This window comes from Nocardioides sp. CF8, assembly GCF_000389985.1.
GTDB classification, from domain to species: Bacteria; Actinomycetota; Actinomycetes; order Propionibacteriales; family Nocardioidaceae; genus Nocardioides; species Nocardioides allogilvus.
The window spans coordinates 1,446,371-1,469,850 of the sequence record NZ_CM001852.1; the positions used below are offsets into that span (position 1 = coordinate 1,446,371).

Here is a 23,480-nt window from a genome sequence, read left to right on the forward strand (position 1 = left end):
GCGGGGCGGCCCTCCCGAGAGGCCACCCCGCCGTCGTGACGGGTCGGAAGTTGCGCTGGTCAGCGCACCGTGATCCGCAGCGTCCGCGAGCGAGCCGGCTCGACCGCGTCGCGATCGGCCGGACGGAAGAGCACCACGAGCTTGTGGGTGCCCGGCGCCAGCCGGCGCTTGATCAGCGACGTCAGGCGCAGCGAGGAGGCATCCGCCTTCCGGTAGGTCCGGCCGTCGAGCTTGACCACGAACTTCCCGAGCACACCGGCCTGCTCGCCCGGCAGGACGAGTCGCGCGACGAGCTTGGGCGCAGCGTTGCGCGACGTCTGCACGGCGCGGAACAGGCGCACCTTCAGTCCGGTCTCGACCCGCGAGGTGCTGGTGCTCTCACCACTGGTGGGAGCAGCCGTGGTGGCCCCTGCCGAGGGCGTCGGCGACGCGGTCGGCGTGGACAGGTCCGACGCCGGCGGCGTGGTCGGGGACTGTGATCCCGGACCGCCCGGCGCCTTCGTCGCCGTCGTGAAGACCTGCAGCTCGGAGGCGTGCACGATGGTGCCGCGGTCCGAGGCAGTCTTGCAGTCGGTGTCGTTGGTCGGGTCGTTGTCGAGCTCGCCGGAGTAGCCCGCCTGGCCCGTGCACTGGTTGTGCAGGGTGACGAGGCGTACGGCGGCGGCCTGGGTGTCCGGCACGTCGAACTCACGCATCGTGAGGTCGGGGGCGACCGGACGGGGCAGCACGCTCGGGAACGCGTCGGCGGGCGAGGTGTAGAACCGTGTCCACGTGGCGGCGGGCGTCTCGCAGCTCGCCGTGCACGCCTCGAGGGCGAACTGGCGCAGGGCCGTGAACCGCGAGCCGGAGTCCGGGTCGTCGACCGCCAGCAGCGGCAGCTCGTTGGGGTCGGCGGGCGCCGGGTTGAGCATGGCGCTCACCTGGACCCGACGCACGGTCTGCTGGTCACCGGCGAGGTCGATCGACACCGACGGGTTGGTCTCGTCGACGTTGCCCTCGGTGACCCCTCCCCAGTTGGTGGCCTCGGTGCCGTCGATGAGCTGCTCGGCGTTGAGCGATCCCTCGGTGGCGCCGATGACCTTGGCGCCGGCAGCCGCACCGGCGACGTTGAGCTCGTCGGCGACCTTGACCGTCCGCGCCTTCGCGCCGTCGACCGTGAGGGTGAAGCGGGTGAAGCCGCGGTCGGCCGAGACCGCGAGCATGCGGTAGGTGCCCGGGGTCAGCTCGGCGGTCGCGCCCAGGGGCGTGTCCCCGATCGTGTCGGCGATCGGCGTGGCGCGGGCCTCGTAGGTGCCGACGTAGATCTTCGAGGGGCTCCCGGTCTGGAAGGTGACCGGGGCGTTGGGTGTCATCGCCGCGGCGAAGCTCGGGGTCGGCTCGTGGGAGTCGGCGTCGGGGGTGACCGCGTCGCGACCCATGCCGCGGCGGGCGAAGGCCTGCCACATCACGGCCTTGTCGGCACCGGCGAAGCGCATCTGGTCGGCGGCGAGCATCGCGTCGCGGGCGTCGAGCATCGACGTCGCGCCCTGCTGGAGCAGGAACGAGTCGAACATCAACTGGAGCCAGCGCCGGTTGCCCGGGCACTGCGCGACGGGCGTCATCGGCCGCGTCGGGTCGACACCCGACTGGGCGCAGGAGAGCTGCAGGGTCTTGTCGGAGGAGGGGTACACGGCGTCGTACTTCTCGACCAGGGCCTGGCGGACCTCCCACTGGGTGCCGTTCCAGATCTCGCCGTCGGCGTGGACCTCGGGACCGGTGCTGTCGAAGCCGTAGTCGGAGTAGTTGAGCGGGTTCTTGTCAATGGAGTAGTCGCGGATCGCGACGTCCTTGTTGCCGGTGGCGTAGACGCCGACGGCCCAGACGTTGCCGCCGTTGGAGTAGTCGTGCTCGTAGTGGTACTCGGCGGCGACCAGGTCGCTCCACGACTCACCCATGGCACCACCCTGCTCGGAGGACAGGCCGTCGTCGGGCCCGCCGACCATGCGGTTGCTGATGGCGTGGGTGTACTCGTGGCCGACGATGCCCATGTCCAGGCCGCCGTCGGTGCACGGGGCGTAGAAGGCGCCGGCGATCGGCTGGAAGAGGTACTGGTTGGTGATGCCGGGCGTGCCGTCCTGCAGCGTGATCTGGTTGGCGTTGTCGCGACCGAGGTAGGTCGGGGTGCCCCCGGTCAGGGCGCCGGCCTGGGCGTTGCCGACCTCGGGGTCGCCACCGACGCCGCCGCGCCCGCCGTTCTCCTGCTGCATGTTGTAGTTGCGCTCGGTGAAGCCGAGCTGGTAGCTGAAGTCGTGCATCCGGTTGTGGGCCACGAACAGGTTGGCCACCGACGCGTCGATGTCGTTGCCGCCCGGATGCAGCTCGGTCGGGTCGCACTTGGAGTTGTTCCAGGCGTCGGTGAACTCCGCGGTGTACTCACGGGTGGGGGAGACCGGCGCCTGGAAGAGGCCGCCGGGGGTCAGCGGGCTGACCCAGGCCTCGTGGGTGTTGGCGTTGTTGCCGATCGTGGTCGACGTCGGCACGTTGCCGCCCAGGACGGTGTCCCACGGTCCGAACGCAGACGAGGTCGCGAGGGCTCCGGGCGGGGTGTCGCAACCCGCCTCGGACGTCCAGCAGCCGACGACCGAGTTGGTCGGGACCTGCTCGGGGGAGTCGAGCGTCGGGTTGGCGGGGAAGTAGCGCCACCTCGGGTTGAGCTGGAGGTCCGCAGGCGAGGGAGCGGCCTGGTCGCTCGTGTAGACGCCGAGGGTGTACTGGCCCACGACCGCCGAGGCGGCGTCGAAGGGGCAGACCTGGATCGTGTAGGTGCCGGCCGGGATCGAGTCGGCGGAGTAGGTCATCAGCTCGGGGCTGGTGAGCAGGTCCTGGTCGACCAGCAGTGCGCCGGACGGGTCGAAGAGCTTGACCGTCACGTCGTCGACGGGAAGTGCCGCAGCGAGGGCGTTGATCGACTTGGTGGCGTCGTCGGTCAGCTCGAAGGCGTGCTTGGGACCGCAGGCGATCGCGGTGAAGGAGCCGGTGAAGACGTTCTGGTAGGACTCGTTGTCCACCTGGTTGCGGCGCACCAGAACGGCTCCGGTCACGGCGTCGACCAGCACGGTGTGGGCGAGGGCGTCGCCGGCCTCGGAGTCGACGACGTTGGCCTCGAGGACCGGGCGGACGCTGCCGTCGGCCAGGGCGAGGGCGCGCAGGCGGACCTGCTGCTGCTGAGCCAGGCCCGGGACCGAGAAGGTCGTCCAGTCACCGGGACGAGCACCCTTCACGAGGTCGGTGATCGTCGCGGCGTCCGTGACGCGGCCGACGTTCGCGGCGGCCTTGAGCCAGCCCTGGAGGGGCGTGAGCACCGCGGCGGGGGGAGTAGCGCTCGTGCGCACCAGCGACGACGACGCATAGGCCACCTGGCCGCCGGCGACGCCGAGGGTGACCATCCCGCCGGTGGCGGGGACGAGGGAGCCGTGCTTCTGGCGGAACAGGACCGCGCGGACGCCGTCCCCTGCACCGGCGAGCTGCTGGGCGTTGACGAGCTCGAGCCCGTCCACCTGGGCGGCGCTGAGGCCGAAGACGGCGGAGTTCTGGCGCAGCCACGTGCGGGCACCGTCGGCCGGCGCACCCGGCGCCGCGCCGAGCGAGCCGTCGGCCGGGAGCAGCGAGGAGGGGGTGCCGAAGGAGTTCCAGCGGACGGTCACGTCACCGAGGGCGTCGGCGGCGTTCTTCTGCGCCGCCGTCGGGGCGGCGGTGCCGCGGCTGTCGAGGTCGGCCAGGCCCGCGACGGGGTCGCCGAGGGTGCGGATCGAGTCGACGTCGAGGGTCGGCGGGGCAGCAGGGCTGCCGGAGGCCGGGAGCTGGGTGAGGCCGGCCAGCAGGCCGAGAGCCAGCAGGCCGGCGAACCGACCGCTGCGGCGGGGGGTACGAGAACGGGTCATGCGGCCTCAACTCCCGGACAGGGTCCGGAGTTACGACCCAATTCCCGGACGAATTCAGGCGCGCGTGCGCCTGCGGGCCAGAAACAGCCCGATCAGCCCGGCGTGGACCCGGGGTCACCGGCAAGAAATTGGAACGATCAAGCGTTGGTGGGCTACGGTCGGCCGGGTGCGAGCGATTCGACGATTCACCGTCCGTCCTGTCCTGCCCGAGGCCCTGGCCGGCCTGTCCACCCTGGCCGGCAACCTGCGCTGGTCGTGGCACCCGGAGACGCAGGACGTCTTCGCCTCGATCGACCCGGAGCTGTGGGCCGAGGTCAACCACGACCCGGTCCGCATGCTCGGCGCGGTCGGTCGTGAGCGGCTCGACCAGCTCGCCGGTGACGAGGAGTTCCTCGGCCGGTTGCGCGGGGCCGGGGAGTCGCTCGAGCACTACCTGACGGGCGAGCGCTGGTATGCCCGCAAGGCCGGCGACGACGCGCCGCGCTCGATCGCCTACTTCTCGCCGGAGTACGGCATCACCGCGGTGCTGCCGCAATACTCCGGCGGCCTCGGCATCCTGGCCGGCGACCACCTCAAGGCGGCCTCCGACCTGGGCATCCCGGTCGTGGGGGTGGGCCTGTTCTACCGCCACGGCTACTTCAAGCAGTCGCTCTCGCGTGAGGGCTGGCAGCAGGAGACCTATCCCGTCCTGGACCCCGACGAGCTGCCGCTGTCGCTGCTGCGCGAGGCGGACGGCTCCCGCGCGATCGTCTCGATCGCCATGCCGGGTGGCCCCGACCTGCTCGCCCGCATCTTCGTGGCCAACGTCGGCCGGGTGCCGCTGCTGCTGCTCGACTCCGACATCGAGGAGAACCCGCAGCACTACCGCGACGTCACCGACCGGTTGTACGGCGGGAACTCCGAGCACCGGCTGCGCCAGGAGCTGCTCCTCGGCGTCGGCGGAGTACGTGCCCTGCGGGTCCACTCGCGGCTCACCGGTGCCCCGGCCCCCGAGGTCTTCCACACCAACGAGGGCCACGCCGGCTTCCTGGGCATCGAGCGGATCCGCGAGCTCACCCTCAGCGAGGGCGGCCCCGGCCTCGACTTCGACACCGCGCTCGAGGTGTCGCGGGCCGGCACCGTCTTCACCACGCACACCCCTGTCCCGGCAGGCATCGACCGCTTCCCGCGCGAGCTGGTCCAGCAGTACTTCGGCGGCGGTTCCTCGCCGACCCCGGGCGTGCCCGCCGAGCGGGTCCTGGCACTGGGTGCCGAGGACTACGAGGGCGGCGACGCCGGCGTGTTCAACATGGCGGTGATGGGCTTCCGGCTGGCGCAGCGCGCCAACGGCGTCTCCGAGCTGCACGGCCACGTCAGCCGCGGCATGTTCAACGGGCTGTGGCCGGCCTTCGACGAGGCAGAGGTGCCGATCGGCTCCATCACCAACGGCGTGCACGGCCCGACCTGGATCGCGCGCGAGATCTTCGACCTGGCGACCGAGCTCGGCGCCGACGTCGACAACGACGACACGGACGCGCTCTGGCCGCTGATCGACCAGCTCCCGGGCAAGCGGCTGTGGGACCTGAAGCGGACGCTGCGCGCGCGGCTCGTCGACGACGCCAGGGCCCGGCTGGCCAGGTCCTCGGCCAAGCGCGGCTTCGCGCCGGCCGAGCTCGGCTGGATCGAGACCGCGCTCGACCCCGACGTGCTCACGATCGGCTTCGCCCGCCGGGTGCCGTCCTACAAGCGGCTGACGCTGATGCTGCGCGATCCCGAGCGGCTCACGCGGCTGCTGCTCGACCCCGAGCGCCCGATCCAGCTCGTCATCGCCGGCAAGTCGCACCCCGCCGACGACGGCGGCAAGAAGCTGATCCAGGAGCTGGTGCGCTTCGCCGACGACCCGGCGGTCCGGCACCGCATCGTGTTCCTGCCCAACTACGACATCGCCATGGCCCAGCCGCTCTACCCCGGCTGCGACGTCTGGCTCAACAACCCGCTGCGTCCCTACGAGGCGTGCGGCACCTCCGGCATGAAGGCCGCCCTCAACGGCGGACTCAACCTCTCCATCCTCGACGGCTGGTGGGACGAGTGGTACGACGGCAACAACGGCTGGGCGATCCCCTCGGCCGATGGGATCGACGACGTCGACCGTCGCGACGACCTCGAGGCCGACGCGCTCTACGACCTGCTCGAGCACGAGGTCGCGCCGCGGTTCTACGACGTCGACGCCGAGGGAGTGCCGACCCGCTGGCTGGAGATGGTCCGGCACACGCTCAAGTCGCTCGGGCCCAAGGTGCTCGCCACGCGCCAGGTGCGCGACTACGTGCGCGAGCTGTATGCCCCGGCGGCGCACACCTCACGCACCCTCAACTCCGACTACCACGGTGCCCGCGAGCTCGCCCAGTGGAAGCAGCGCGTCCGGGCGGCCTGGCCGTCTGTGCGCGTCGAGCACGTGGAGTCCGGCGGCGTCGGTGACGCCGCCGAGGTCGGCGCGACCCTCGCCGTACGCGCCTTCGTGGCGCTGTCCGACCTGGGCGTGGACGACGTCGAGGTGCAGGTCGTCCACGGGCGCACCAGTGCCGACGACGAGCTGCTGGACGCCGCCACGACCGTCATGCACGTGAGCGAGTCCTACGACGGCGACCGGCACCGGTTCGACGCCGACGTCGCGCTCGACCAGTCCGGGCCGTTCGGCTACACCGTCCGGGTCGTGCCCCGCAACGCCGCCTTGGCGTCCGTCGCGGAGATGGGCCTGGTCGCCACGCCCGCCTGAGCGATCAGTCGGACTTCGGGGCCCGCATCGCCGTCCGGGTGACGGTGAGCGCGATCATCCGCGCCACCACGAGGGCGAGGTAGAGCATCCCGGCGATCTGCTCGATCATCACGAACGAGCGCGCGTGCGGCCGGACCGGATAGATGTCGGACAGGCCGGTGCTGGTCATGGTGGTGACGGAGAGGAAGAGCATCTCGAACCAGGCCCTGGCGTCGAGCGGGTTGCCGACGACCGAGAACGAGCCGGGCCAGACGATGTCGACGGCGAGGTAGACGTAGGCGAAGCCCCAGGCCACGACGGTGAAGGTCGCGCCGGTCGCATAGAGCTCGTCGGTGGTCACGACGTGGTCGGCGAACATGTACCTGAGCAGCGCGTAGGCGGTGTAGAAGTAGAAGACGGCGTGGGAGACCGACGACCACAGCACCACCGACTCGACGCCGGGGGAGACGGCCTCCCAGATGGTGAGGACGACCACAGGCAGGCCGAGGATCGCCGAGACCCAGTTGAGTGCCGGGGTCATCCGCACCGCCATCACGGCCAGCACGAGCACGAGCAGCGCGAAGGTGGAGAACACAGCCCGGCCGAGCGGCGCGTCCCCGAGGAACGGGTAGATGACGATGCCCAGCAGCTGGACGATGAGCAGATCGGCGCACGGGTGCTTCACGACCGGGATGCGTCGCCAGTTCATCACGTCACTTCACCTCGCGCAGGACGATGACGGAGCGGGCCTCCTGGGTCATCGTGCTGCCGGTCTCGACGAACGTCCCGACCGGGTTGCCCGGGTCCGTCGAGAGCACCACCTCGCCGGAGTGCACCCAGTCGTTCTTCGGCAGGGTCACCTCGACGTCGTGCGCGCAGGCGCTCAGCCAGATGACGAACGACGCGTCGCGGAGCTGCTCGCCGTGCGGGCCGGGGGAGCGCAGGGGGTCGCCCGAGACGAACATCCCGACGACCTGCAGCCCGTCGTCGTGCCAGTCGTCGGCCGTCATCTCGCGCCCGGTCGGGTGCAGCCACACGAGGTCCTTGGGCCCGCCCTTGATCGTGGGCCGTCCCTCGAACCAGTGCCGCTGCCGCAGGGCCGGGTGGTCACGCCGCAGCCGCAGCGCGGTCTTGGTGATCTCGTAGACGTCGAGCCACGCGTCGTCGGGTCGCCAGTCGATCCAGGAGATCTCGTTGTCCTGGCCGTAGGCGTTGTTGTTGCCGCGCTGGGTGCGCCCGCGCTCGTCACCGGCGGTCAGCATCGGCACGCCGTTGGAGAAGCACAGCGACACCATCAGGTTGGCGGCCTGGCGACGGCGCAGCGCGATGATCTCGGCGTCGTCGGTCTCGCCCTCGACGCCGCAGTTCCACGAGCGGTTGTTGTCGGTGCCGTCGCGGTTGTCCTCGCCGTTGGCCTCGTTGTGCTTGTCGTTGTAGGAGACGAGGTCGCGCAGCGTGAAGCCGTCATGGGCGGTGATGAAGTTGACCGAGGCGTACGGCGAACGGCCGTCGTCGGCGTACAGGTCGCTCGACCCGGCGATCCTGGTGGCGACGGTGCGCACCCCCGAGGTGTGCCCGCGCCAGAAGTCGCGCATGGTGTCGCGGTACTGGTCGTTCCACTCCACCCACGGCGGCGGGAACTCGCCGACGCGGTAGCCATCCATGGAGGCGTCCCACGGCTCGGCGATCAGCTTCACGTGGCGCAGGACGGGGTCCTGGCCGATCGCGGTGAGCAGGTGGCTGCCCATGTCGACCTGCTGGTCGGTGCGGGCCAGCGCGCTGAGCAGGTCGAAGCGGAAGCCGTCGACGTGCATCTCGTTGACCCAGTAGCGCAGCGAGTCGAGGATCATCCGCAGGCTCTGCGTGTGGGTGGCATCGACGGTGTTGCCGCAGCCGGTGACGTCCCAGTAGGTGTCCGACGGCGCCTCGGCCAGCGCCTCCACCACGTTGTCGGCGTTGACGCGCTGGTAGTAGCCGAGGTCGTCGAGCCCGCGGAAGGACAGCGTCGGACCGAGCGGCCCGGCCTCGGCGGTGTGGTTGTAGACGACGTCGAGGATGACCTCGAGACCTGCCTCGTGGAAGGCCTTGACCATCTGCTTGAACTCACGCACCTGCTCGCCGCGATCACCCGAGGCGGAGTAGGCGTTGTGGGGCGCGAAGAAGCCCAGCGAGTTGTAGCCCCAGTAGTTCACCAGCCCGCGCTCGGCCAGCGACGGCTCGGAGAAGAACTGGTGGATCGGCAGCAGCTCAACGGCGGTGACGCCGAGGTCGCGCAGGTAGTCGGTGACGGCCGGCGTCGCCAGTCCCGCATAGGTGCCGCGCAGCTCCTCGGGGACCCGGTCGTGCAGGGCGGTCATGCCCTTGACGTGGAGCTCGTAGATCACCGAGTCGCGCCACCGGCGCCGCTGCGGGACCTCGCCGCCCCAGTCGAACTCGTCGTTGACCACGACGCTGCGCGGGACGTACGGCGCCGAGTCGAGCGTGCTCCGTTCCTCGGGCTCGCCCAGGACGTAGCCGAAGATGGCGGGCTCGGGGGTGAGGGTGCCGGAGACGGCCTTGCCGTAGGGGTCGAGCAGCAGCTTGTCGGCGTTGAACCGCAGACCCCGCGTCGGGTCCCACTCGCCGTCCACGCGGTAGCCGTAGCGGGTCCCCGCGGCCAGACCGGGCACTGCGCAGTGCCAGATGCCGAGGGAGTGCTCGGTCAGCTCGATGCGCTGCTCGGTGTCGTCGCCCTCGTCATCGGAGAACAGGCAGACCCAGGCGGCGGTGGCGCGGGGGGCATAGACGGCGAAGTTGGTCGACTCGGCCGACCAGGTCGCGCCGAGCGGCCAGTTGCGCCCGGGCCAGACCATGGTCGTCTCGCCTGCGTGGTTCCACATTCCAGGTGTCACCCGGGCATTGTGCCCGCACCCCGCATGGACGCGGGAACGGACCTGAGGATAGGAATGCCCACATGAGCGACGCGAACCAGGACAGCACGCAGGATTGGGTCCGGCTGGAGGTGGCCGACGGCGTCGGCACCATCCGCCTCGACCGACCGAAGATGAACGCCATCAGCTTCGCCGTACAGGCCGGGCTGAAGGCCGCCGCGGAGGAGGCGACCGAGCGTGACGACGTCAAGGCGGTCGTGCTCTACGGCGGCGAGCGGGTCTTCGCGGCCGGCAACGACGTCAAGGAGATGCAGGACCTGGCCTATCCCGACATGGTCAAGGCCGCCGCGTCCGTCCAGGGAGCCGTCACGGCCATCGCGCGGATCCCCAAGCCGGTCGTGGCTGCCGTGCGCGGATATGCGCTCGGCGGCGGGTGCGAGCTCGCGCTGGCCGCCGACATCCGGATCGCCGCCACGGACGCCACGTTCGGCCAGCCCGAGGTCCTGCTCGGCATCATCCCCGGCGCCGGCGGCACCCAGCGGCTCTCGCGGCTGATCGGCCCCAGCAAGGCCAAGGACCTGATCTTCACGGGCCGCTTCGTCAAGGCCGACGAGGCGCTGGCCCTCGGCCTCGTCGACCGGTTGGTCGAGCCGGACGAGGTGTACGCCGCTGCGCTGGCCTGGGCCGGACAGTTCTCCGGAGCTGCCGGCCTGGCCCTCCGGGCGGCCAAGACGTGCATCGACCGGGGACTGGAGACCGACCTCGACACGGGCCTGGAGATCGAGCAGCTGCAGTTCGCGTCAGTTTTTGCGACCGAGGACCGTGCCATCGGCATGCGCTCGTTCGTTGAGAGCGGGCCGGGCAAGGCGACGTTCGTGTCCCGGTAGCGAACTCACGACCACAAGCAGCACGTAGTAGGACCCGAACACCCCGACGGAAGGACGCACGTGGCCAAGGAAAAGATCGACACCGAGGACAACAGCTCGACCCGCAGGTCCCGCGCAGCGGGGGCCACCTCCGCAGTGCGCGCGCGCATCGCCCAGGTGGTGTGGCTGATCTGCGTGCTGGCCGCGCTGACGCTCGCGCTCGGTGCCCTGCTGATCGCGCTGAAGGCCAACCGTGCCAACGACCTGGTGCAGTTCGTGCTCGATGCCGCCAATGCCGTCGACCTCGGTGTCTTCGACAAGAACGAGGGCATCAAGCAGTTCACCGGCTCCAACGCCGAGACCAAGAACGCGCTGTTCAACTGGGGCCTCGGAGCGATCGCCTGGCTGGTCGTGGGACGCATCCTGGATCGGATCATCCGCCCCTGAGGGTGTTTCCTCCCCTGACGACGATGTGCCTATGGTCGATGGAGCTCGGGCCCGCCCCGAGTGATCGCTGGACACACCATCTCTCGAGGGGGACATTGCATGTCTGCATCCATCCGCACCAAGCACGCCCTGGCCACCGGGCTCGCCGTCGTGCTCAGCGGCGGCGGCCTCGCGGTCGTCGCCGCACCGGCGCACGCCACGACGGGCAGCGTCACCTACACCTGCTCGGCAGCCGGTCAGACGTTCGACCTGCCGGTCGTCATCGACAGCGATGCCCCGGCCAAGATGTATGTCGGTGACTCCGTGACGCCGACCATCACCGCGGACACCGCCCTGCCGGGCTCGCTGGCACAGCTCGCCAAGACCTCCTTCGGGGCAGAGTCCTTCGACGGTTCGGTCGTGGCCGATGGAGCGCTCAACGGCACGCCCGTGCCGGTGAACCAGACGATCCCCAACACGTTGCTGGGGGACCAGACGACGCCCACCCCTGTCCCGTTCAGGGCCACTGGCCAGGCTCCGCTTCCGCTGAAGCCCGGTGCTCCCGGTGACCTGGTCCTCACTGCCGGCAACTTCGACGCCACCTTCAACTTCAAGAAGGCAGATGGCACGGCCGCCGCTCCGCCGATCGGCGCCACCTGCACGCTGCCCGGCGGCAAGGCGCCGGTGATCGACACCGTCGTCGTGGTCTCCAGGTCGAGCACCGCGCTCACGCTGAGCCGCACCCGAGCCGGCTACGGCGCCCCCGTGACGGCCACCGCCAAGGTGACCACCCCCGGTGGCACGCCCGCGGGTGACGTCACGTTCGTCGTCGACGGTGTGTCGACCAAGGTCCAGGTCAAGGACGGCGCGGCCTCCCTGGTCATCAACCAGGCCGCGGTGGGCGACAACCCGGTCAGTGCGACCTTCACGCCGAAGGACACCACCCACTACGAGGGCAGCTCGGCCACCCCGGTCAACCTCGAGGTGACCAAGGCGGCCACGTCCACCCGGGTCAAGATCATCGGCAAGCGGGTGGGCGAGCGCACATCCGCCAGGATCAAGGTCGTCGGCATCAACAAGACGGTGCCGACCGGGAAGGTCAAGCTCGTGCTGCGCAAGGCGGGCAACAAGGGCTTCCACAAGGTCCGGCGGGGCACGCTCGCCAAGGGCACGCGCGGCTTCAACCTGGGCCGCCTGGGCAAGGGCAAGTACAAGGTCGCGGTGAAGTACAAGGGCGACAGCAACCACCGCCGGTCCAAGACGGTCAAGCGGTTCCGCGTGCGCCGCTGACGCGGTCGCGAGGCAACCAGCACGATCACGACGCCGCCCGGAGCACTGCTCCGGGCGGCGTCTCGGTATGTGACTGGCGAGTAATCAACCCTTGGAACCAGTTGCACGTTCATGACAGGGTGCTGCGCGGCGTCTCGTTCTGGGAGGAAAGGGCCGCCGGGTCGTGGCTCGGCCACGCTCAACTCAAATTCCTGGGAGGGAAACTGATGGGTTCCATGCTGTCCAAAAAGTGCTCCATCGCTGCTGTTTCGGCCGTGATGATCGGTGGCACGGCGCTGCTCGCCGTGCCGGCCGAGGCGGTCTCGCAGACGCTCACCTACACCTGCCCCGTGGGTGGTGCCGACCGTCAGTTCAAGCTCATCGCTGACACGACGCTGCCCGACACCGCCGTCGCCGGCAGTGCCCTGAGCGGTGCTGCCAACGCGTCGGTCGTGATCGGCGACGACGTGCGCAGCCTGATGTACGGCTTCCTCGGGGCCCGTGCTGTCAAGGGCACTGCCTCGATCTCGACAACGGCCTTCGGGGCGCCCAAGGCCTTTGCGGCGACCATTCCGCTCACCACCGTTCCGGCGACCGGCGAGCTGACCGTCCCTGCCGCTGGTCCGGTTGCGCTGACGGCGCCGGCGACCGCGGGCGTCTACGAGATCCGGGCCGGCAACTTCACGACCGCGATCACCCTGGTCAAGGAGGACAACTCCGAGGTCGGTCCGATCAACGTCTCCTGCACGCTCGACGCCGGGCAGAACACGCTCATCGACACGGTCACCGTGACGGCACCGACCACCGCGACGCCGCCCCCCACGACCGCCCCGGTCGTGAAGGTGGCCACGACGACGACGGCCAAGGCCAAGTACGCCGCGGCCAGCAAGAAGGCCACGGTCAAGGTGCTCGTCAAGGCGGCCACCGGCACCCCGACCGGCAAGGTCGCGGTCACGGTCAAGAAGGGCGCCAAGAAGATCAAGACGGTCAGGGTCGACCTGTCCGCGGGCAAGGCCAAGGCGGTCTTCAAGAAGATCTCGGCCCAGGGCAAGTACAAGGTCGCGGTGAAGTACGCCGGCTCCGCCACCACCAACCCGTCGTCGGCCAGGACCACCTTCAAGGTCGCCTGACGCCGTACGCCTCGTAGGCTCCTGAGGAGCCGGTTGTGAGTAACCCCACCGCGGACGGTGTTCCGCGGTGGGGTTACTCGCTTGTAACCTCACCACCACAATCCTCGGATTCGAGCGGGCCGGCTGGCTCGCGGGAATCAACATCACAGGAGGGGCCGCGAGGCCACACACCATGAACATTGTCGTCTGTGTGAAGTACGTACCTGATGCGACTGCTGATCGGCAGTTCGAGTCGGACAACACCGTTGACCGCGTTGGCGTGGACGGACTGCTGTCGGAGCTCGACGAGTATGCCGTCGAGCAGGCCCTGCAGATCAAGGAGAAGGCCGGCGAGGGCGAGCACACCGTGACCGCGCTGTGCGTCGGTCCCGAGAAGGCCGTCGACGCTGCCCGCAAGGCCCTGCAGATGGGCGCCGACGCGGCTGTCCACGTCGTCGACGACGCGATCGCCGGCTCGGACGCCGTCGCGACCTCGCTCGTGCTGGCGAAGGCGATCGAGAAGATCGGCTCGCCGGACCTCATCGTCTGCGGCATGGCCTCGACCGACGCCTCGATGAGCGTCGTGCCGGCCATGCTGGCCGAGCGCCTCAACCTGCCCCAGGTGACGCTCGCCTCGGTCGTCGAGGCCCAGGGCGACCAGGTCCGGATCAAGCGCGACAACGAGGGCTCGACCGAGGTCATCGGCGCGACCCTGCCGATCGTCCTCTCGGTGACCGACCAGACCGGTGAGGCCCGCTACCCGTCCTTCAAGGGCATCATGGCGGCCAAGAAGAAGCCGCTGGAGACGCTGTCGCTCGCCGACCTCGGTGTCGAGGCCGACCAGGTCGGCCTGTCCGTCGCCTGGTCGCAGGTCGAGGACACCACCGCCCGCCCGCCGCGCACGGCCGGCGAGATCGTCACGGACGAGGACGGCTCGGGCGCGGTTGCGCTGGCCGACTTCCTCGCCTCCAAGAAGTTCATCTAAGGGAGCGCCATCAATGTCTGAAGTTCTGGTTGTCATCGACCACGCCGACGGCGTGGTCAAGAAGCCGACGTTCGAGCTCCTCACCATCGCGCGTCGCCTCGGCGAGCCGTCGGCCGTGTTCTTCGGTGCGGCCGCGCAGGCCGACGCCGTGGCCGAGAAGGTCAAGGCCTACGGCGCCGAGAAGGTCTACGTCATTGACGATGCCGAGCTGAAGGGCTACCTCGTGGCCCCCAAGGCCGAGGCCATGCAGCAGCTGGCGGAGAAGTCCTCGCCGGCGGCGATCCTCTTCCCCTCGACGTTCGAGGGCAAGGAGGTCGCGGCTCGCCTCGCGATCAAGATCGAGTCCGGTCTGATCACCGACGCCGTCGACGTCCAGGCCGGTCCGGTCACGACGCAGTCGGTCTTCGCCGGCAGCTACACCGTCACCGCGAAGGTCACCAAGGGCACGCCGATCATCACGGTCAAGCCCAACTCGGCCGCCCCCGAGGAGGCCGCTGGCGCGGCCGCCGTGGAGGCGTTCACGCCGACCATCTCCGACGGTGCCAAGACCGCGCAGATCATCGCCTCGCAGCCGCGTCAGTCCACGGGTCGCCCCGAGCTGACCGAGGCCGCGATCGTGGTCTCCGGTGGTCGCGGCACCGGCGGCAACTTCGAGCCGATCGAGAAGTTCGCCGACTCGCTGGGTGCCGCTGTCGGCGCCTCGCGTGCCGCCGTCGACTCGGGCTGGATGCCGCACGCGTTCCAGGTCGGCCAGACCGGCAAGACGGTCTCGCCGCAGCTCTACGTCGCCAACGGCATCTCCGGTGCGATCCAGCACCGCGCCGGCATGCAGACCTCGAAGACGATCGTTGCCGTCAACAAGGACAACGAGGCCCCGATCTTCGAGCTCGTCGACTTCGGTGTCGTCGGAGACCTGCACACGGTCCTCCCGGCCGCGACCGAGGAGATCACCAAGCGCAAGGGCTGATCGCTCAGCCTGTACGTCGAACGCCCCCGACCACCAGGTCGGGGGCGTTCGTGCGTTCCGGGGCAGAGGTGTCGAGCCGCCAAGGTCAGTAGATCGTGCGCCGCACCTGCCAGCCGTCGCCCGCGGCGCTGACGGTGAGCGCCACGGCCCGGGTGGAGCCGTAGAAGGAGTACATGACCGGGCTCTCGTAGAGCTCGGGCACCACCTGGCGGCAGCGATCGGTGCCCACGCGCAGGCGCGGGAAGCGTGTCCTGGTCTGCTGCCAGCCGTCGGGCGTCGACACGTCGAGCCTCGCGGGCCAGCCGCGCGCGTTGGTGGTGGTCAGCCGGATCGCCGCGTCGGGCGCCACCGGCTGGACCACGTCGCAGCGGGCCCGGGTCGGCAGTGGCAGACGCACGAGCCCCCGCTCGCGGGAGAAGACCAGCGTCCGCTTGCGGTTGGACGCGGCGACGTACGACCCGTCGGGGGAGACGCCCAGCGGGCTCGCGCGGAGGCCGACGTTGTGCCAGGTGCGCGCGTCGGGGCTGACCAGGACCCGGTCCTGCCCGCCACACCTCAGGCGGAGCGCGAACACCCCCAGCGGCTCGCCGTGGAAGTTGTCGCCCCAGGTGCACCGGTCTGCGGTGCGGGCGATCCCGACCGGCGCCGACCACCGCTGTGCCACCGGGTCGTAGGACTGAGCCGTGAACGCGTGCTTGTCGGCGGAGCCCACCGCGAGCATCGGCAGGCCGGGCGAGGTGGCGAACAACGTGGGAGCCGTGCCGCGGCCGCGGTGCCGCACCAGGCCGGGTGCGTGTGCGGGCGCGATCGCCGTGACGGCCCAGGGCGACGCCGTGTCGGGCCGGGTGATGCCGACCACCGTCTCGGGGAAGTCGGGGGCGCCGAAGAGCACGGTGGTCGCGTCGACGTTGGCGAGGTCCAGGTCGGCGCAGGCGTCGTCGACGGTGAGGTCCTGCCTGGACGTCGCGCCGGACGCGGAGACGTTGAGCACCCGCACCACTCCCGCGCACCTGCCGTCGTCGTCGTGCGCGCCGCCGTACAGGACCGAGACGTCGCCGGTGTCGGAGATCGTGCCGGTGATCGAGTACTCCTGGCCGGGCAGGTCGCGCTCCACGATCCGGAAGCCGGCCGCGGACCGCGTCACCCAGCCGTCGTGCAGCGGCCAGATCGCGTGGGCGCCGCTGGGCGAGATACCGGGTTCGTCGTGGGCCTCGCCGGGCAGCGTGAACTGGCTCCACGAGACGGTGTCGGGGGAGTGCAGCGCCTGCGAGTGGGTGGGTGCCTGGTCCTCGGCATAGCTGCCCTTGTCGCACACGGCGATCAGCGCGACCGCGTTGCCGGCGGCCCGGCCGTCCACGTCGCCGCAGAAGAGGTTCTTCTTCCTGAGCACGGCGACGCGCTTGCCCCACGAGCGGGTGGCGGCGTCGTAGCGGCTGCCCCACACGGTGCCCAGGTCGCGCGAGACGGTCGCCTTGAAGCGGTCGCCGTCGGCGAGGTCGAGGATGACGCCACCGTGGACCTCCTCGGGCAACCCGGTCACCGGGTTTCCCCGCTCCTGCCCGGTGGCCGGGCCGGCGCTGACCAGCAGTCCGGCCGCGAGCAGTGAGACGAGTGCGATGTTCCCCCGCATGACGAACCCCTTCCGAGCGTGAGACGCATGCAGGCACCGGCCGGTGCCGACCTACGCTTTCAAGCATGAGCACTGCCTATGACGCCGACGGCGTGCGTGAGGTTGCGACGCGCGCCCGGATCGCGAGCCACGACCTGGCCCTCGCGACCCGAGCGACCAAGGACGCGGCCCTGCACGCCATGGCCGACGCCCTCCTGACCTCCGCTCCTGCGATCCTGGCCGCCAACGCCGAGGACATCACGCGGGCCGAGGACAACGCGACCCCGCCCAACATCATCGACCGCCTGCGCCTCACCGACGAACGGCTCGAGGCGATGGCGTCCGGCCTGCGCGACGTCGCCGGCCTGGCCGACCCGGTCGGCGAGGTCGTGCGTGGCTCGACGCTCGCCAACGGCCTCGAGCTGCGCCAGGTCCGCGTGCCGTTCGGCGTGGTCGGGATGATCTACGAGGCACGCCCCAACGTCACCGCCGACGCGGCCGGCATCTGCCTGAAGTCCGGCAACGCGGTGCTGCTGCGCGGCTCCTCCAGCGCCCGCTCGAGCAACGCCGCCATCGTCACCGCCCTGCGCTCGGCCCTGCTCGCTGCCGGTCTCCCGGAGGACGCCGTACAGCTCGTCCCCGGCGACACCCATGACTCGGTCAAGGCACTGATGCGCGCCCGCGGCCTGGTCGACGTGCTGATCCCGCGCGGGGGAGCGGGCCTCATCCGCAGCGTCGTCGAGGAGTCGACCGTGCCCGTCATCGAGACCGGTGTCGGCAACTGCCACGTGTACGTCGACGCGTCGGCCGACCTCGAGATGGCCCTGTCGATCGTGGTCAACGCCAAGACCCACCGCACGAGCGTGTGCAACGCGGCCGAGTCGCTGCTGGTGCACGCCGACATCGCCGACGACTTCCTGCCGCAGGTCATCGACGCGCTGCACGAGCGCGACGTGACGATCCACGGCGACGAGCGGTTCCGCGAGTACGACGGGGTCGTCGAGGCGACCGAGGAGGACCACGGCGCCGAATACCTCTCGCTCGACATCTCCGCCGCCGTGGTGGACGACGTCGAGGGTGCGATCGAGCACATCCGCGCCCACTCGAGCGGGCACACCGATGCCATCGTCGCGAGCGACCAGGCCACGATCCGCCGCTTCATTGCGGCCGTGGACTCGGCTGCCGTGCTGGTCAACGCCTCCACCCGCTTCACCGACGGCGGGGAGTTCGGCTTCGGCGCCGAGATCGGCATCAGTACCCAGAAGCTGCATGCCCGCGGGCCGATGGGACTGCCCGAGATGACCTCCACCAAGTACGTCGTCATCGGCGACGGCCACACCCGATAGGATCGCCCCCATGTCGCTGAGCACCCTGAGCACCCTTGCCGCCGAGTCCCACGGTGAGCCTGCCGTCCACCCCTACGTCATCGGCGCCGTCGCGCTGGCGATCCTGCTGGGCATGCTGCTGGCCCTGATCTCCTTCGGCGGCGGGCGCGAGCACTCCTGATGCGCCGCGTCGGTGTGATGGGTGGCACGTTCGACCCCATCCACCACGGCCACCTCGTGGCCGCCTCCGAGGTGCAGGCGTGGTTCGACCTCGACGAGGTCGTCTTCGTGCCGACGGGTGCGCCCTGGCAGAAGGCCGACCGCGACGTGTCGCCGGCCGAGGACCGCTACCTCATGACCGTGGTGGCGACCGCCGCCAACCCGCTGTTCCGGGTCTCGCGCGTCGACATCGACCGCGACGGCCCGACCTACACGATCGACACGCTCCGCGACCTGAAGGCCGCCATGCCCGATGCGGAGCTCTACTTCATCACCGGTGCCGACGCCCTCGCCGACATCTTCACCTGGCGCGACGTCGAGGAGCTCTTCGAGCTCGCGCAGTTCGTCGGCTGCACGCGACCGGGCTATGAAATGGACAAGAAGACCCTCGATGCGATCCCCTCGGATCGCGTGACCATGGTCGAGATCCCCGCGCTGGCGATCTCGTCCACCGACTGCCGCGACCGCAAGCGTCGCGGCGAACCCGTCTGGTACCTCGTGCCGGACGGCGTCGTGCAGTACATCGCCAAGCACGGCCTCTACGCCTCATCGACAGTCAAGGATCCTCAATGACCGCCACCGACCACGCCATCGAGCTCGTCCAGATCGCCGCCCTCGCTGCAGCCGACAAGATCGCTCTCCAGGTCGTCGCCTACGACGTGAGCGAGGCCATCGCCATCACCGACGCCTTCCTGCTCGCCTCGGCCTCCAACGAGCGCCAGGTCAAGGCCATCGTCGACGAGATCGAGGACAAGCTCCGCGAGGCCGGCGCCAAGCCGATCCGTCGCGAGGGCCACCGCGAGGGTCGCTGGGTGCTGCTGGACTACGGCGAGATCGTCGTCCACGTGCAGCACGAGGAGGAGCGCGTCTTCTACGCCCTCGAGCGCCTGTGGCGCGACTGCCCGTCGATCCCCGTGCCGCAGCCGGGACCGCCCGCGGAGTCCTCCGAGGCGTGACTCCTCCGCTGGTTGAGCAGCGAGGAACGAGCGTGTCGAAACCTAGGACGCTCGTCCTGCTCCGTCACGGCCAGACGTCGTGGAACGCGGAGCAGCGCGCCCAGGGCCACACCGATGTCGAGCTCGACGCAGTCGGGCGTGCCCAGGCGGCTGCCGTCGCGTCGGCGATCGCCGCGCTGCGTCCGGCCGCGCTGTGGAGCTCCGACCTGCTCCGCGCCAGCGCCACGGCCGACGAGGTCGCTCGCGCCACAGGCCTGACCGTGCGCCTGGACAAGCGGCTGCGTGAGTACGACGTGGGGGAGCGCTCGGGCCTGACGATGGCCGAGTTCGCCGCGGCCTTCCCCTCCGAGCACGCGGCCTGGATGGCCGCCGGAGGAGCCTTCGAGGGCGCCGACCTCGTGCCGGGCGCCGAGAGCACCCACGACGTCCAGGCGCGCATCGTGCCCGCCCTGCGCGAGGCGCTCGCCTCGGTCGAGCCGGGAGAGACCGTGTGCGTCGTCGGGCACGGCGCCGCCACCAAGGTCGGCCTCGGCGGGCTGTTGGGGTGGGACGCCGCCACCCGGCAGAGCCTCCGCGGCCTGGACAACTGCGGGTGGGCAACGCTGGTCGAGACCGGCGTCCAGGACGGGCTCCGGCTGACGGCGTACAACCGAGTGGCACCCGATTTCACATCTGCCGGAAGCGTTGGCTAAGATTCCGCGAGTTGTTCGACGCAAGGTTGGTCGGACAGTCCCGATGGGGGTGTGGCGCAGCTGGTAGCGCATCTGCATGGCATGCAGAGGGTCAGGGGTTCGAGTCCCCTCACCTCCACCATCACCGCAGGTCAGAGGCCATTTTCTCGCTAAAGAGAGTGGCCTCTGGTCGCATTTATGGCCCAATTGTGCTGCTTTTCTGCTGCCGGCACCGGGGGTTCGAATCGATGGAGGATTCTCGGGAACGCGCGGACCGCATCACAGGGTCACGGTTCGAGTCCCCTCACCTCCACCGACAGCGCAACTCGGGCCACGGTGGGTTCGCTCCGACGCAACCCGCCCGCACCGAGTCGGGATGTCATGAGAAGCGTCCGTCCGAACCCCGTTTCCCAAGGCCTACCGGTGTTGGCGGCTGCGGTGGACGGCTCTAGGTTGATCGAGTGAGCGGCACGCACAGCCCCCAAGCCATCGTCGCGTCGCCGGCGCAGGCGGCGCTGTTTCTTGTCCTGACCGTGAGGTCCGGGTCAGAGGAAGTCGTGCGCGACGCCCTGGCCGGCGTCCCGGCCTTGACCCGCGCGGTCGGGTTCCGCGCACCGGATGACGAGCTCAGGTGCATAGTCGGGATCGGCGCCGAGTTCTGGGACCGGTTATACGACCGACCGCGACCGGCTGGTCTGCACACCTTCGCAGCGATCGCGGGGGCTGAACACACGGCGCCGTCGACGCCTGGTGACGTCCTGTTCCACATCGGGTCGCAGCGCACCGACGTTTGCTTCGAACTCGGCTACCGGCTGATCGAGCAGCTGCGCGACCACGTCGATGTCGTGGACGAGGTGCACGGCTTCAAGTTCTTCGACGAGCGGGATCTGCTGGGGTTCGTGGACGGCACGGAGAACCCGGTCGGCGACGAGGCGGCAGGGACAGTGCTGATCGCCGAGGGAGACCACGCAGGTGGTAGCTATGTGATCGTCCAGAAGTATCTCCACGACCTCGACGGGTGGAACGCGCTGACCGTCGAGCAGCAGGAGGCCGCGATTGGGCGGCACAAGTTGAGCGACATCGAGATCCCCGACGACGAGAAGGCCTCCAACTCGCACGTCACGCTCAACTCGATCACCGACGCCGCCGGCAACGACCGCAAGATCGTGCGCGAGAACATGCCGTTCGGGCAGATCGGCGCCGCCGAGTTCGGCACCTATTTCATCGGGTACGCCGCAGATCCGGACGTGACCGAGACGATGCTGCGGCGGATGTTCATCGGCGAGCCGGCGGGCAACCACGACCGGGTGCTGGACTTCTCGACGCCGCACACGGGGTGCCTGTTCTTCGTGCCGCCGGTCGGCTTCCTGGAGGACCCGTAGACCTGATCAGCCCCGTGGCGGGGGTGTTCGGAGCCCGGCGGCGAACAGCGCGGTGAGATCGTCGGCGAGGTACGTGGGGCGCTCGTGCTCCTGCGCGGAGCTCAGGTCTTCCAGCGTGGCGGCACCGGACAGGACCAGCAGGGAGTCGAGCCCCGCCGCGTTGGCGCCGGCGATGTCGGTGTCCAGGCGATCGCCGATGACCAGGGTGTCCTGAGCGCGGGTCCCGAGCCGTGTCCGGGCCAGGTCGAAGAGGTCGGATCCCGGTTTGCCGGTCACGTGGGGCTCCGCGGTGGTGGCGGCACGGACGACCCGGACCAGAGCGCCGTTGCCCGGCGCAGAGCCGCGTGCTGTCGGCAGGCTGAGGTCGAGGTTGGTCGCGACCCACGGCACGCCCTGGCGTGCCTGGTGGGCGATCTCGTCGAGCTCGCGCCAGCAGACGTCAACGCCGAGCCCTTGGACCACCGCCTGCACCGGGCGCTCGTCGAGATCCGCCAACCGGACGGGTGTGAGACCGGTGGCACGCAGCGCCGCGCTGACGCCCGGGCCACCGACGGCCAGCACCCGCGCCCCGGGGGAGAGCAGGGCGGCCAGATGTGCCCCGGCCGCCTCGGAGCTGGTGACCACGGACCACTCGCCCGGTGGCAGGCCCAGGTCGACCAGGTGGGCAGTCACGTCCTCCGGCGGGCGGGAGGCGTTGTTGGTGGCGAACGCGATCCCGACACCCGCGGCGGCGAGCACGTCGAGGGTCGCGATTGCTCCGGGTACCGCCTCCGGGCCGCGGTAGACGACGCCGTCGAGGTCACAGATGACTCCGCGGTAGCGGGTGGCCAGTGAGCCGATGGGTAGGTCCGTATGGCGTTCCGGGGACGTGCTGGTCACGGGGGGCTCCTCGGGCAGGTGGTGGACGCGACGCTAACCACCTCGCGGGTCGGCGGGACTCACCCGCAGGGTGGGAGCAGCGGGTGAGTGGCGGCGTACCCACAGCCGGCCCACCCCTCCTGTCACCCCTCGGGTGGATGCCCGGCAGGGGGCGCGCTGGTCTGCTCGATGCAGGCCCCGCACACCGCCGGCCGGCCACCGTCCCCTGAGGAGGACATGATGCTGACCGAACGCACCACGCTGACCCAGTTCCTCATCGAGGAGCGCCGCCGCCACCCGGGGTCGAGCGGCGACCTGAACTCCCTCATCCTCGACGTCGCCCTGGCGTGCAAGGCGATCTCGAAGCGCATCGCCACGGGCGCGCTCACCGGTGTCATCGGCAAGGCCGGTGCCGTCAACGTCCAGGGCGAGCAGCAGCAGAAGCTCGACGTTGTCGCCAACGACATCTTCCTGTCCGCCAACGAGTGGACCGGGAACGTGGCCGGGATGGCGTCCGAGGAGCTCGACGATCCCTACCAGATTCCGGGGGAGTACCCGCGCGGCAAGTACCTCCTCACCTTCGACCCGCTCGACGGATCGTCGAACATCGACGTCAACGTGTCGGTGGGCAGCATCTTCTCGATCCTGCGCGCGCCCGTCGCCGGCGAGGACCCGGCGGTGGAGGACTTCCTGCAGCACGGCACGGAGCAGATCGCCGCCGGGTACGCCGTCTACGGGCCGGCCACAGTTCTCGTCATCACCGTCGGGAGGGGCGTGCACGCCTTCACCCTGGACCCGGTGCTCGGCGAGTTCTTCCTCACCGAGCAGGGCGTCACCGTGCCGCAGTCGACGTCGGAGTATGCCGTCAACAGCTCCAACCGGCGCTTCTGGGAGCCGGCGGTGCTGCGCTACGTCGACGAGTGCCTGCAGGGGGTCAACGGCCCGCGTGGACGGGACTTCAACATGCGTTGGGTCGCGTCCCTGGTCGCCGAGACACATCGGATCCTCACCCGCGGCGGCGTCTTCCTGTATCCCCGCGACTCGAAGGACCCCAGCAAGGCGGGGCGGCTGCGCCTTCTCTACGAGGCCAACCCGATCGCCATGTTGATCGAGCAGGCCGGTGGCCGCGCCACGACCGGCTACGACCGGGTCCTGGACGTCCAGCCGACGGACCTGCACCAGCGCATCGGCTTCATCTTCGGCAGCTGCGAGGAGGTGGAGCGCATCGAGCGCTACCACGCCGAGCCCACCGAGGAACCGGTCGAAGCCCACCCGTTCTACGGCATCCGCGGCCTGTTCCGCGCCAACACCTGAGGA

Annotated in this window: 19 protein-coding genes and 1 tRNA gene; 15 read left to right on the forward strand and 5 right to left on the reverse strand. The window is 70.1% G+C overall.

Annotated features, from left to right (window positions below; genetic code table 11):
- Positions 1-59: 59 nt before the first annotated feature.
- A complete protein-coding gene (locus CF8_RS07120) occupies positions 60-3,920 on the reverse strand; it encodes a M36 family metallopeptidase (protein ID WP_010832453.1) in 3,861 nt (1,286 codons plus the stop codon).
- A gap of 166 nt (positions 3,921-4,086) precedes the next feature.
- On the opposite strand from CF8_RS07120, the gene glgP reads away from it, so the two are divergent.
- Positions 4,087-6,672, forward strand: coding sequence for an alpha-glucan family phosphorylase (glgP, locus tag CF8_RS07125; protein WP_010832454.1), 2,586 nt, complete (start codon positions 4,087-4,089; stop codon positions 6,670-6,672).
- Between the two features lie 4 nt (positions 6,673-6,676).
- Here the strand turns inward: glgP and CF8_RS07130 are convergent, their stop codons facing one another.
- A complete protein-coding gene (locus CF8_RS07130; RefSeq protein WP_036492438.1) occupies positions 6,677-7,360 on the reverse strand; it encodes an ion channel in 684 nt (227 codons plus the stop codon).
- Between the two features lie 4 nt (positions 7,361-7,364).
- Positions 7,365-9,542 carry a glycogen debranching protein GlgX gene (glgX, locus tag CF8_RS07135; RefSeq protein WP_036490467.1) on the reverse strand — a complete coding sequence of 726 codons (2,178 nt, stop codon included), beginning with the start codon at positions 9,540-9,542 and terminating at the stop codon, positions 7,365-7,367.
- Positions 9,543-9,604: 62 nt separating this feature from the next.
- Between glgX and CF8_RS07140 the strand changes: the two genes are divergently transcribed.
- The 6 genes from CF8_RS07140 to CF8_RS07165 all read left to right on the forward strand — a co-directional run bounded on the left by CF8_RS07140 (position 9,605) and on the right by CF8_RS07165 (position 15,143).
- Positions 9,605-10,408, forward strand: coding sequence for an enoyl-CoA hydratase/isomerase family protein (locus tag CF8_RS07140; protein WP_010832457.1), 804 nt, complete (start codon positions 9,605-9,607; stop codon positions 10,406-10,408).
- Between the two features lie 60 nt (positions 10,409-10,468).
- Positions 10,469-10,834 carry a hypothetical protein gene (locus CF8_RS07145; protein WP_010832458.1) on the forward strand — a complete coding sequence of 122 codons (366 nt, stop codon included), beginning with the start codon at positions 10,469-10,471 and terminating at the stop codon, positions 10,832-10,834.
- A gap of 99 nt (positions 10,835-10,933) precedes the next feature.
- Entirely contained in the window at positions 10,934-12,103 is a 1,170-nt protein-coding gene (locus tag CF8_RS07150) for an Ig-like domain-containing protein (protein WP_010832459.1), read from the forward strand.
- A 215-nt stretch (positions 12,104-12,318) separates the two neighbouring features.
- Complete coding sequence (locus CF8_RS07155; protein WP_232211589.1) at positions 12,319-13,212, forward strand: hypothetical protein; 894 nt, start codon at positions 12,319-12,321, stop codon at positions 13,210-13,212.
- Positions 13,213-13,384: 172 nt separating this feature from the next.
- Positions 13,385-14,176, forward strand: a complete 792-nt coding sequence (locus CF8_RS07160) for an electron transfer flavoprotein subunit beta/FixA family protein (RefSeq protein WP_010832461.1) — start codon at positions 13,385-13,387, stop codon at positions 14,174-14,176.
- A 13-nt stretch (positions 14,177-14,189) separates the two neighbouring features.
- Positions 14,190-15,143 carry an electron transfer flavoprotein subunit alpha/FixB family protein gene (locus CF8_RS07165; protein WP_010832462.1) on the forward strand — a complete coding sequence of 318 codons (954 nt, stop codon included), beginning with the start codon at positions 14,190-14,192 and terminating at the stop codon, positions 15,141-15,143.
- A gap of 85 nt (positions 15,144-15,228) precedes the next feature.
- On the opposite strand, the gene CF8_RS07170 is transcribed toward CF8_RS07165, so the two are convergent.
- Positions 15,229-16,773, reverse strand: coding sequence for a hypothetical protein (locus CF8_RS07170; protein WP_010832463.1), 1,545 nt, complete (start codon positions 16,771-16,773; stop codon positions 15,229-15,231).
- A 65-nt stretch (positions 16,774-16,838) separates the two neighbouring features.
- Between CF8_RS07170 and CF8_RS07175 the strand changes: the two genes are divergently transcribed.
- The 7 genes from CF8_RS07175 (at position 16,839) to CF8_RS07200 (ending at position 21,305) form a co-directional block, all read left to right on the forward strand.
- Positions 16,839-18,098, forward strand: a complete 1,260-nt coding sequence (locus tag CF8_RS07175; protein WP_010832464.1) for a glutamate-5-semialdehyde dehydrogenase — start codon at positions 16,839-16,841, stop codon at positions 18,096-18,098.
- Between the two features lie 10 nt (positions 18,099-18,108).
- A complete protein-coding gene (locus CF8_RS22435; protein ID WP_198016961.1) occupies positions 18,109-18,258 on the forward strand; it encodes a hypothetical protein in 150 nt (49 codons plus the stop codon).
- On the forward strand, positions 18,258-18,869 hold the full coding sequence (gene nadD / locus CF8_RS07180) for a nicotinate-nucleotide adenylyltransferase (protein ID WP_010832465.1): 612 nt from the start codon (positions 18,258-18,260) through the stop codon (positions 18,867-18,869). Before CF8_RS22435 ends, nadD begins: the two co-directional genes overlap by 1 nt.
- Positions 18,866-19,252: a ribosome silencing factor gene (rsfS, locus tag CF8_RS07185; protein ID WP_010832466.1), complete on the forward strand. Its 387-nt coding sequence runs from the start codon at positions 18,866-18,868 to the stop codon at positions 19,250-19,252. The genes nadD and rsfS overlap by 4 nt, the downstream gene beginning before the upstream one ends.
- 32 nt (positions 19,253-19,284) lie before the next feature.
- Positions 19,285-19,944 carry a histidine phosphatase family protein gene (locus tag CF8_RS07190; RefSeq protein ID WP_010832467.1) on the forward strand — a complete coding sequence of 220 codons (660 nt, stop codon included), beginning with the start codon at positions 19,285-19,287 and terminating at the stop codon, positions 19,942-19,944.
- A gap of 45 nt (positions 19,945-19,989) precedes the next feature.
- Positions 19,990-20,065 (forward strand) — tRNA-Ala (locus CF8_RS07195).
- Between the two features lie 319 nt (positions 20,066-20,384).
- Positions 20,385-21,305 (forward strand): Dyp-type peroxidase, encoded by a 921-nt coding sequence (locus CF8_RS07200; protein WP_036490470.1) that lies wholly within the window; start codon positions 20,385-20,387, stop codon positions 21,303-21,305.
- A 6-nt stretch (positions 21,306-21,311) separates the two neighbouring features.
- On the opposite strand, the gene CF8_RS07205 is transcribed toward CF8_RS07200, so the two are convergent.
- Positions 21,312-22,184: an HAD-IIA family hydrolase gene (locus CF8_RS07205; protein WP_010832469.1), complete on the reverse strand. Its 873-nt coding sequence runs from the start codon at positions 22,182-22,184 to the stop codon at positions 21,312-21,314.
- A gap of 219 nt (positions 22,185-22,403) precedes the next feature.
- Here CF8_RS07205 and CF8_RS07210 point away from each other — a divergent pair, with 219 nt between their 5' ends.
- Positions 22,404-23,477: a class 1 fructose-bisphosphatase gene (locus CF8_RS07210; RefSeq protein WP_198652410.1), complete on the forward strand. Its 1,074-nt coding sequence runs from the start codon at positions 22,404-22,406 to the stop codon at positions 23,475-23,477.
- Positions 23,478-23,480: the final 3 nt, after the last annotated feature.

What these genes read in the sequence shown, in the direction of transcription:
- CF8_RS07120 (WP_010832453.1), bottom strand. Translation starts at nt 3,920, where the DNA reads ATGACCCGTTCTCGTACCCCCCGCCGCAGCGGTCGGTTCGCCGGCCTG.
- CF8_RS07130 (WP_036492438.1), bottom strand. Translation starts at nt 7,360, where the DNA reads ATGAACTGGCGACGCATCCCGGTCGTGAAGCACCCGTGCGCCGATCTG.
- CF8_RS07140 (WP_010832457.1), top strand. Translation starts at nt 9,605, where the DNA reads ATGAGCGACGCGAACCAGGACAGCACGCAGGATTGGGTCCGGCTGGAG.
- CF8_RS07150 (WP_010832459.1), top strand. Translation starts at nt 10,934, where the DNA reads ATGTCTGCATCCATCCGCACCAAGCACGCCCTGGCCACCGGGCTCGCC.
- CF8_RS07155 (WP_232211589.1), top strand. Translation starts at nt 12,319, where the DNA reads ATGCTGTCCAAAAAGTGCTCCATCGCTGCTGTTTCGGCCGTGATGATC.
- CF8_RS07160 (WP_010832461.1), top strand. Translation starts at nt 13,385, where the DNA reads ATGAACATTGTCGTCTGTGTGAAGTACGTACCTGATGCGACTGCTGAT.
- CF8_RS07165 (WP_010832462.1), top strand. Translation starts at nt 14,190, where the DNA reads ATGTCTGAAGTTCTGGTTGTCATCGACCACGCCGACGGCGTGGTCAAG.
- CF8_RS07170 (WP_010832463.1), bottom strand. Translation starts at nt 16,773, where the DNA reads ATGCGGGGGAACATCGCACTCGTCTCACTGCTCGCGGCCGGACTGCTG.
- CF8_RS07175 (WP_010832464.1), top strand. Translation starts at nt 16,839, where the DNA reads ATGAGCACTGCCTATGACGCCGACGGCGTGCGTGAGGTTGCGACGCGC.
- CF8_RS22435 (WP_198016961.1), top strand. Translation starts at nt 18,109, where the DNA reads ATGTCGCTGAGCACCCTGAGCACCCTTGCCGCCGAGTCCCACGGTGAG.
- nadD (WP_010832465.1), top strand. Translation starts at nt 18,258, where the DNA reads ATGCGCCGCGTCGGTGTGATGGGTGGCACGTTCGACCCCATCCACCAC.
- rsfS (WP_010832466.1), top strand. Translation starts at nt 18,866, where the DNA reads ATGACCGCCACCGACCACGCCATCGAGCTCGTCCAGATCGCCGCCCTC.
- CF8_RS07210 (WP_198652410.1), top strand. Translation starts at nt 22,404, where the DNA reads ATGCTGACCGAACGCACCACGCTGACCCAGTTCCTCATCGAGGAGCGC.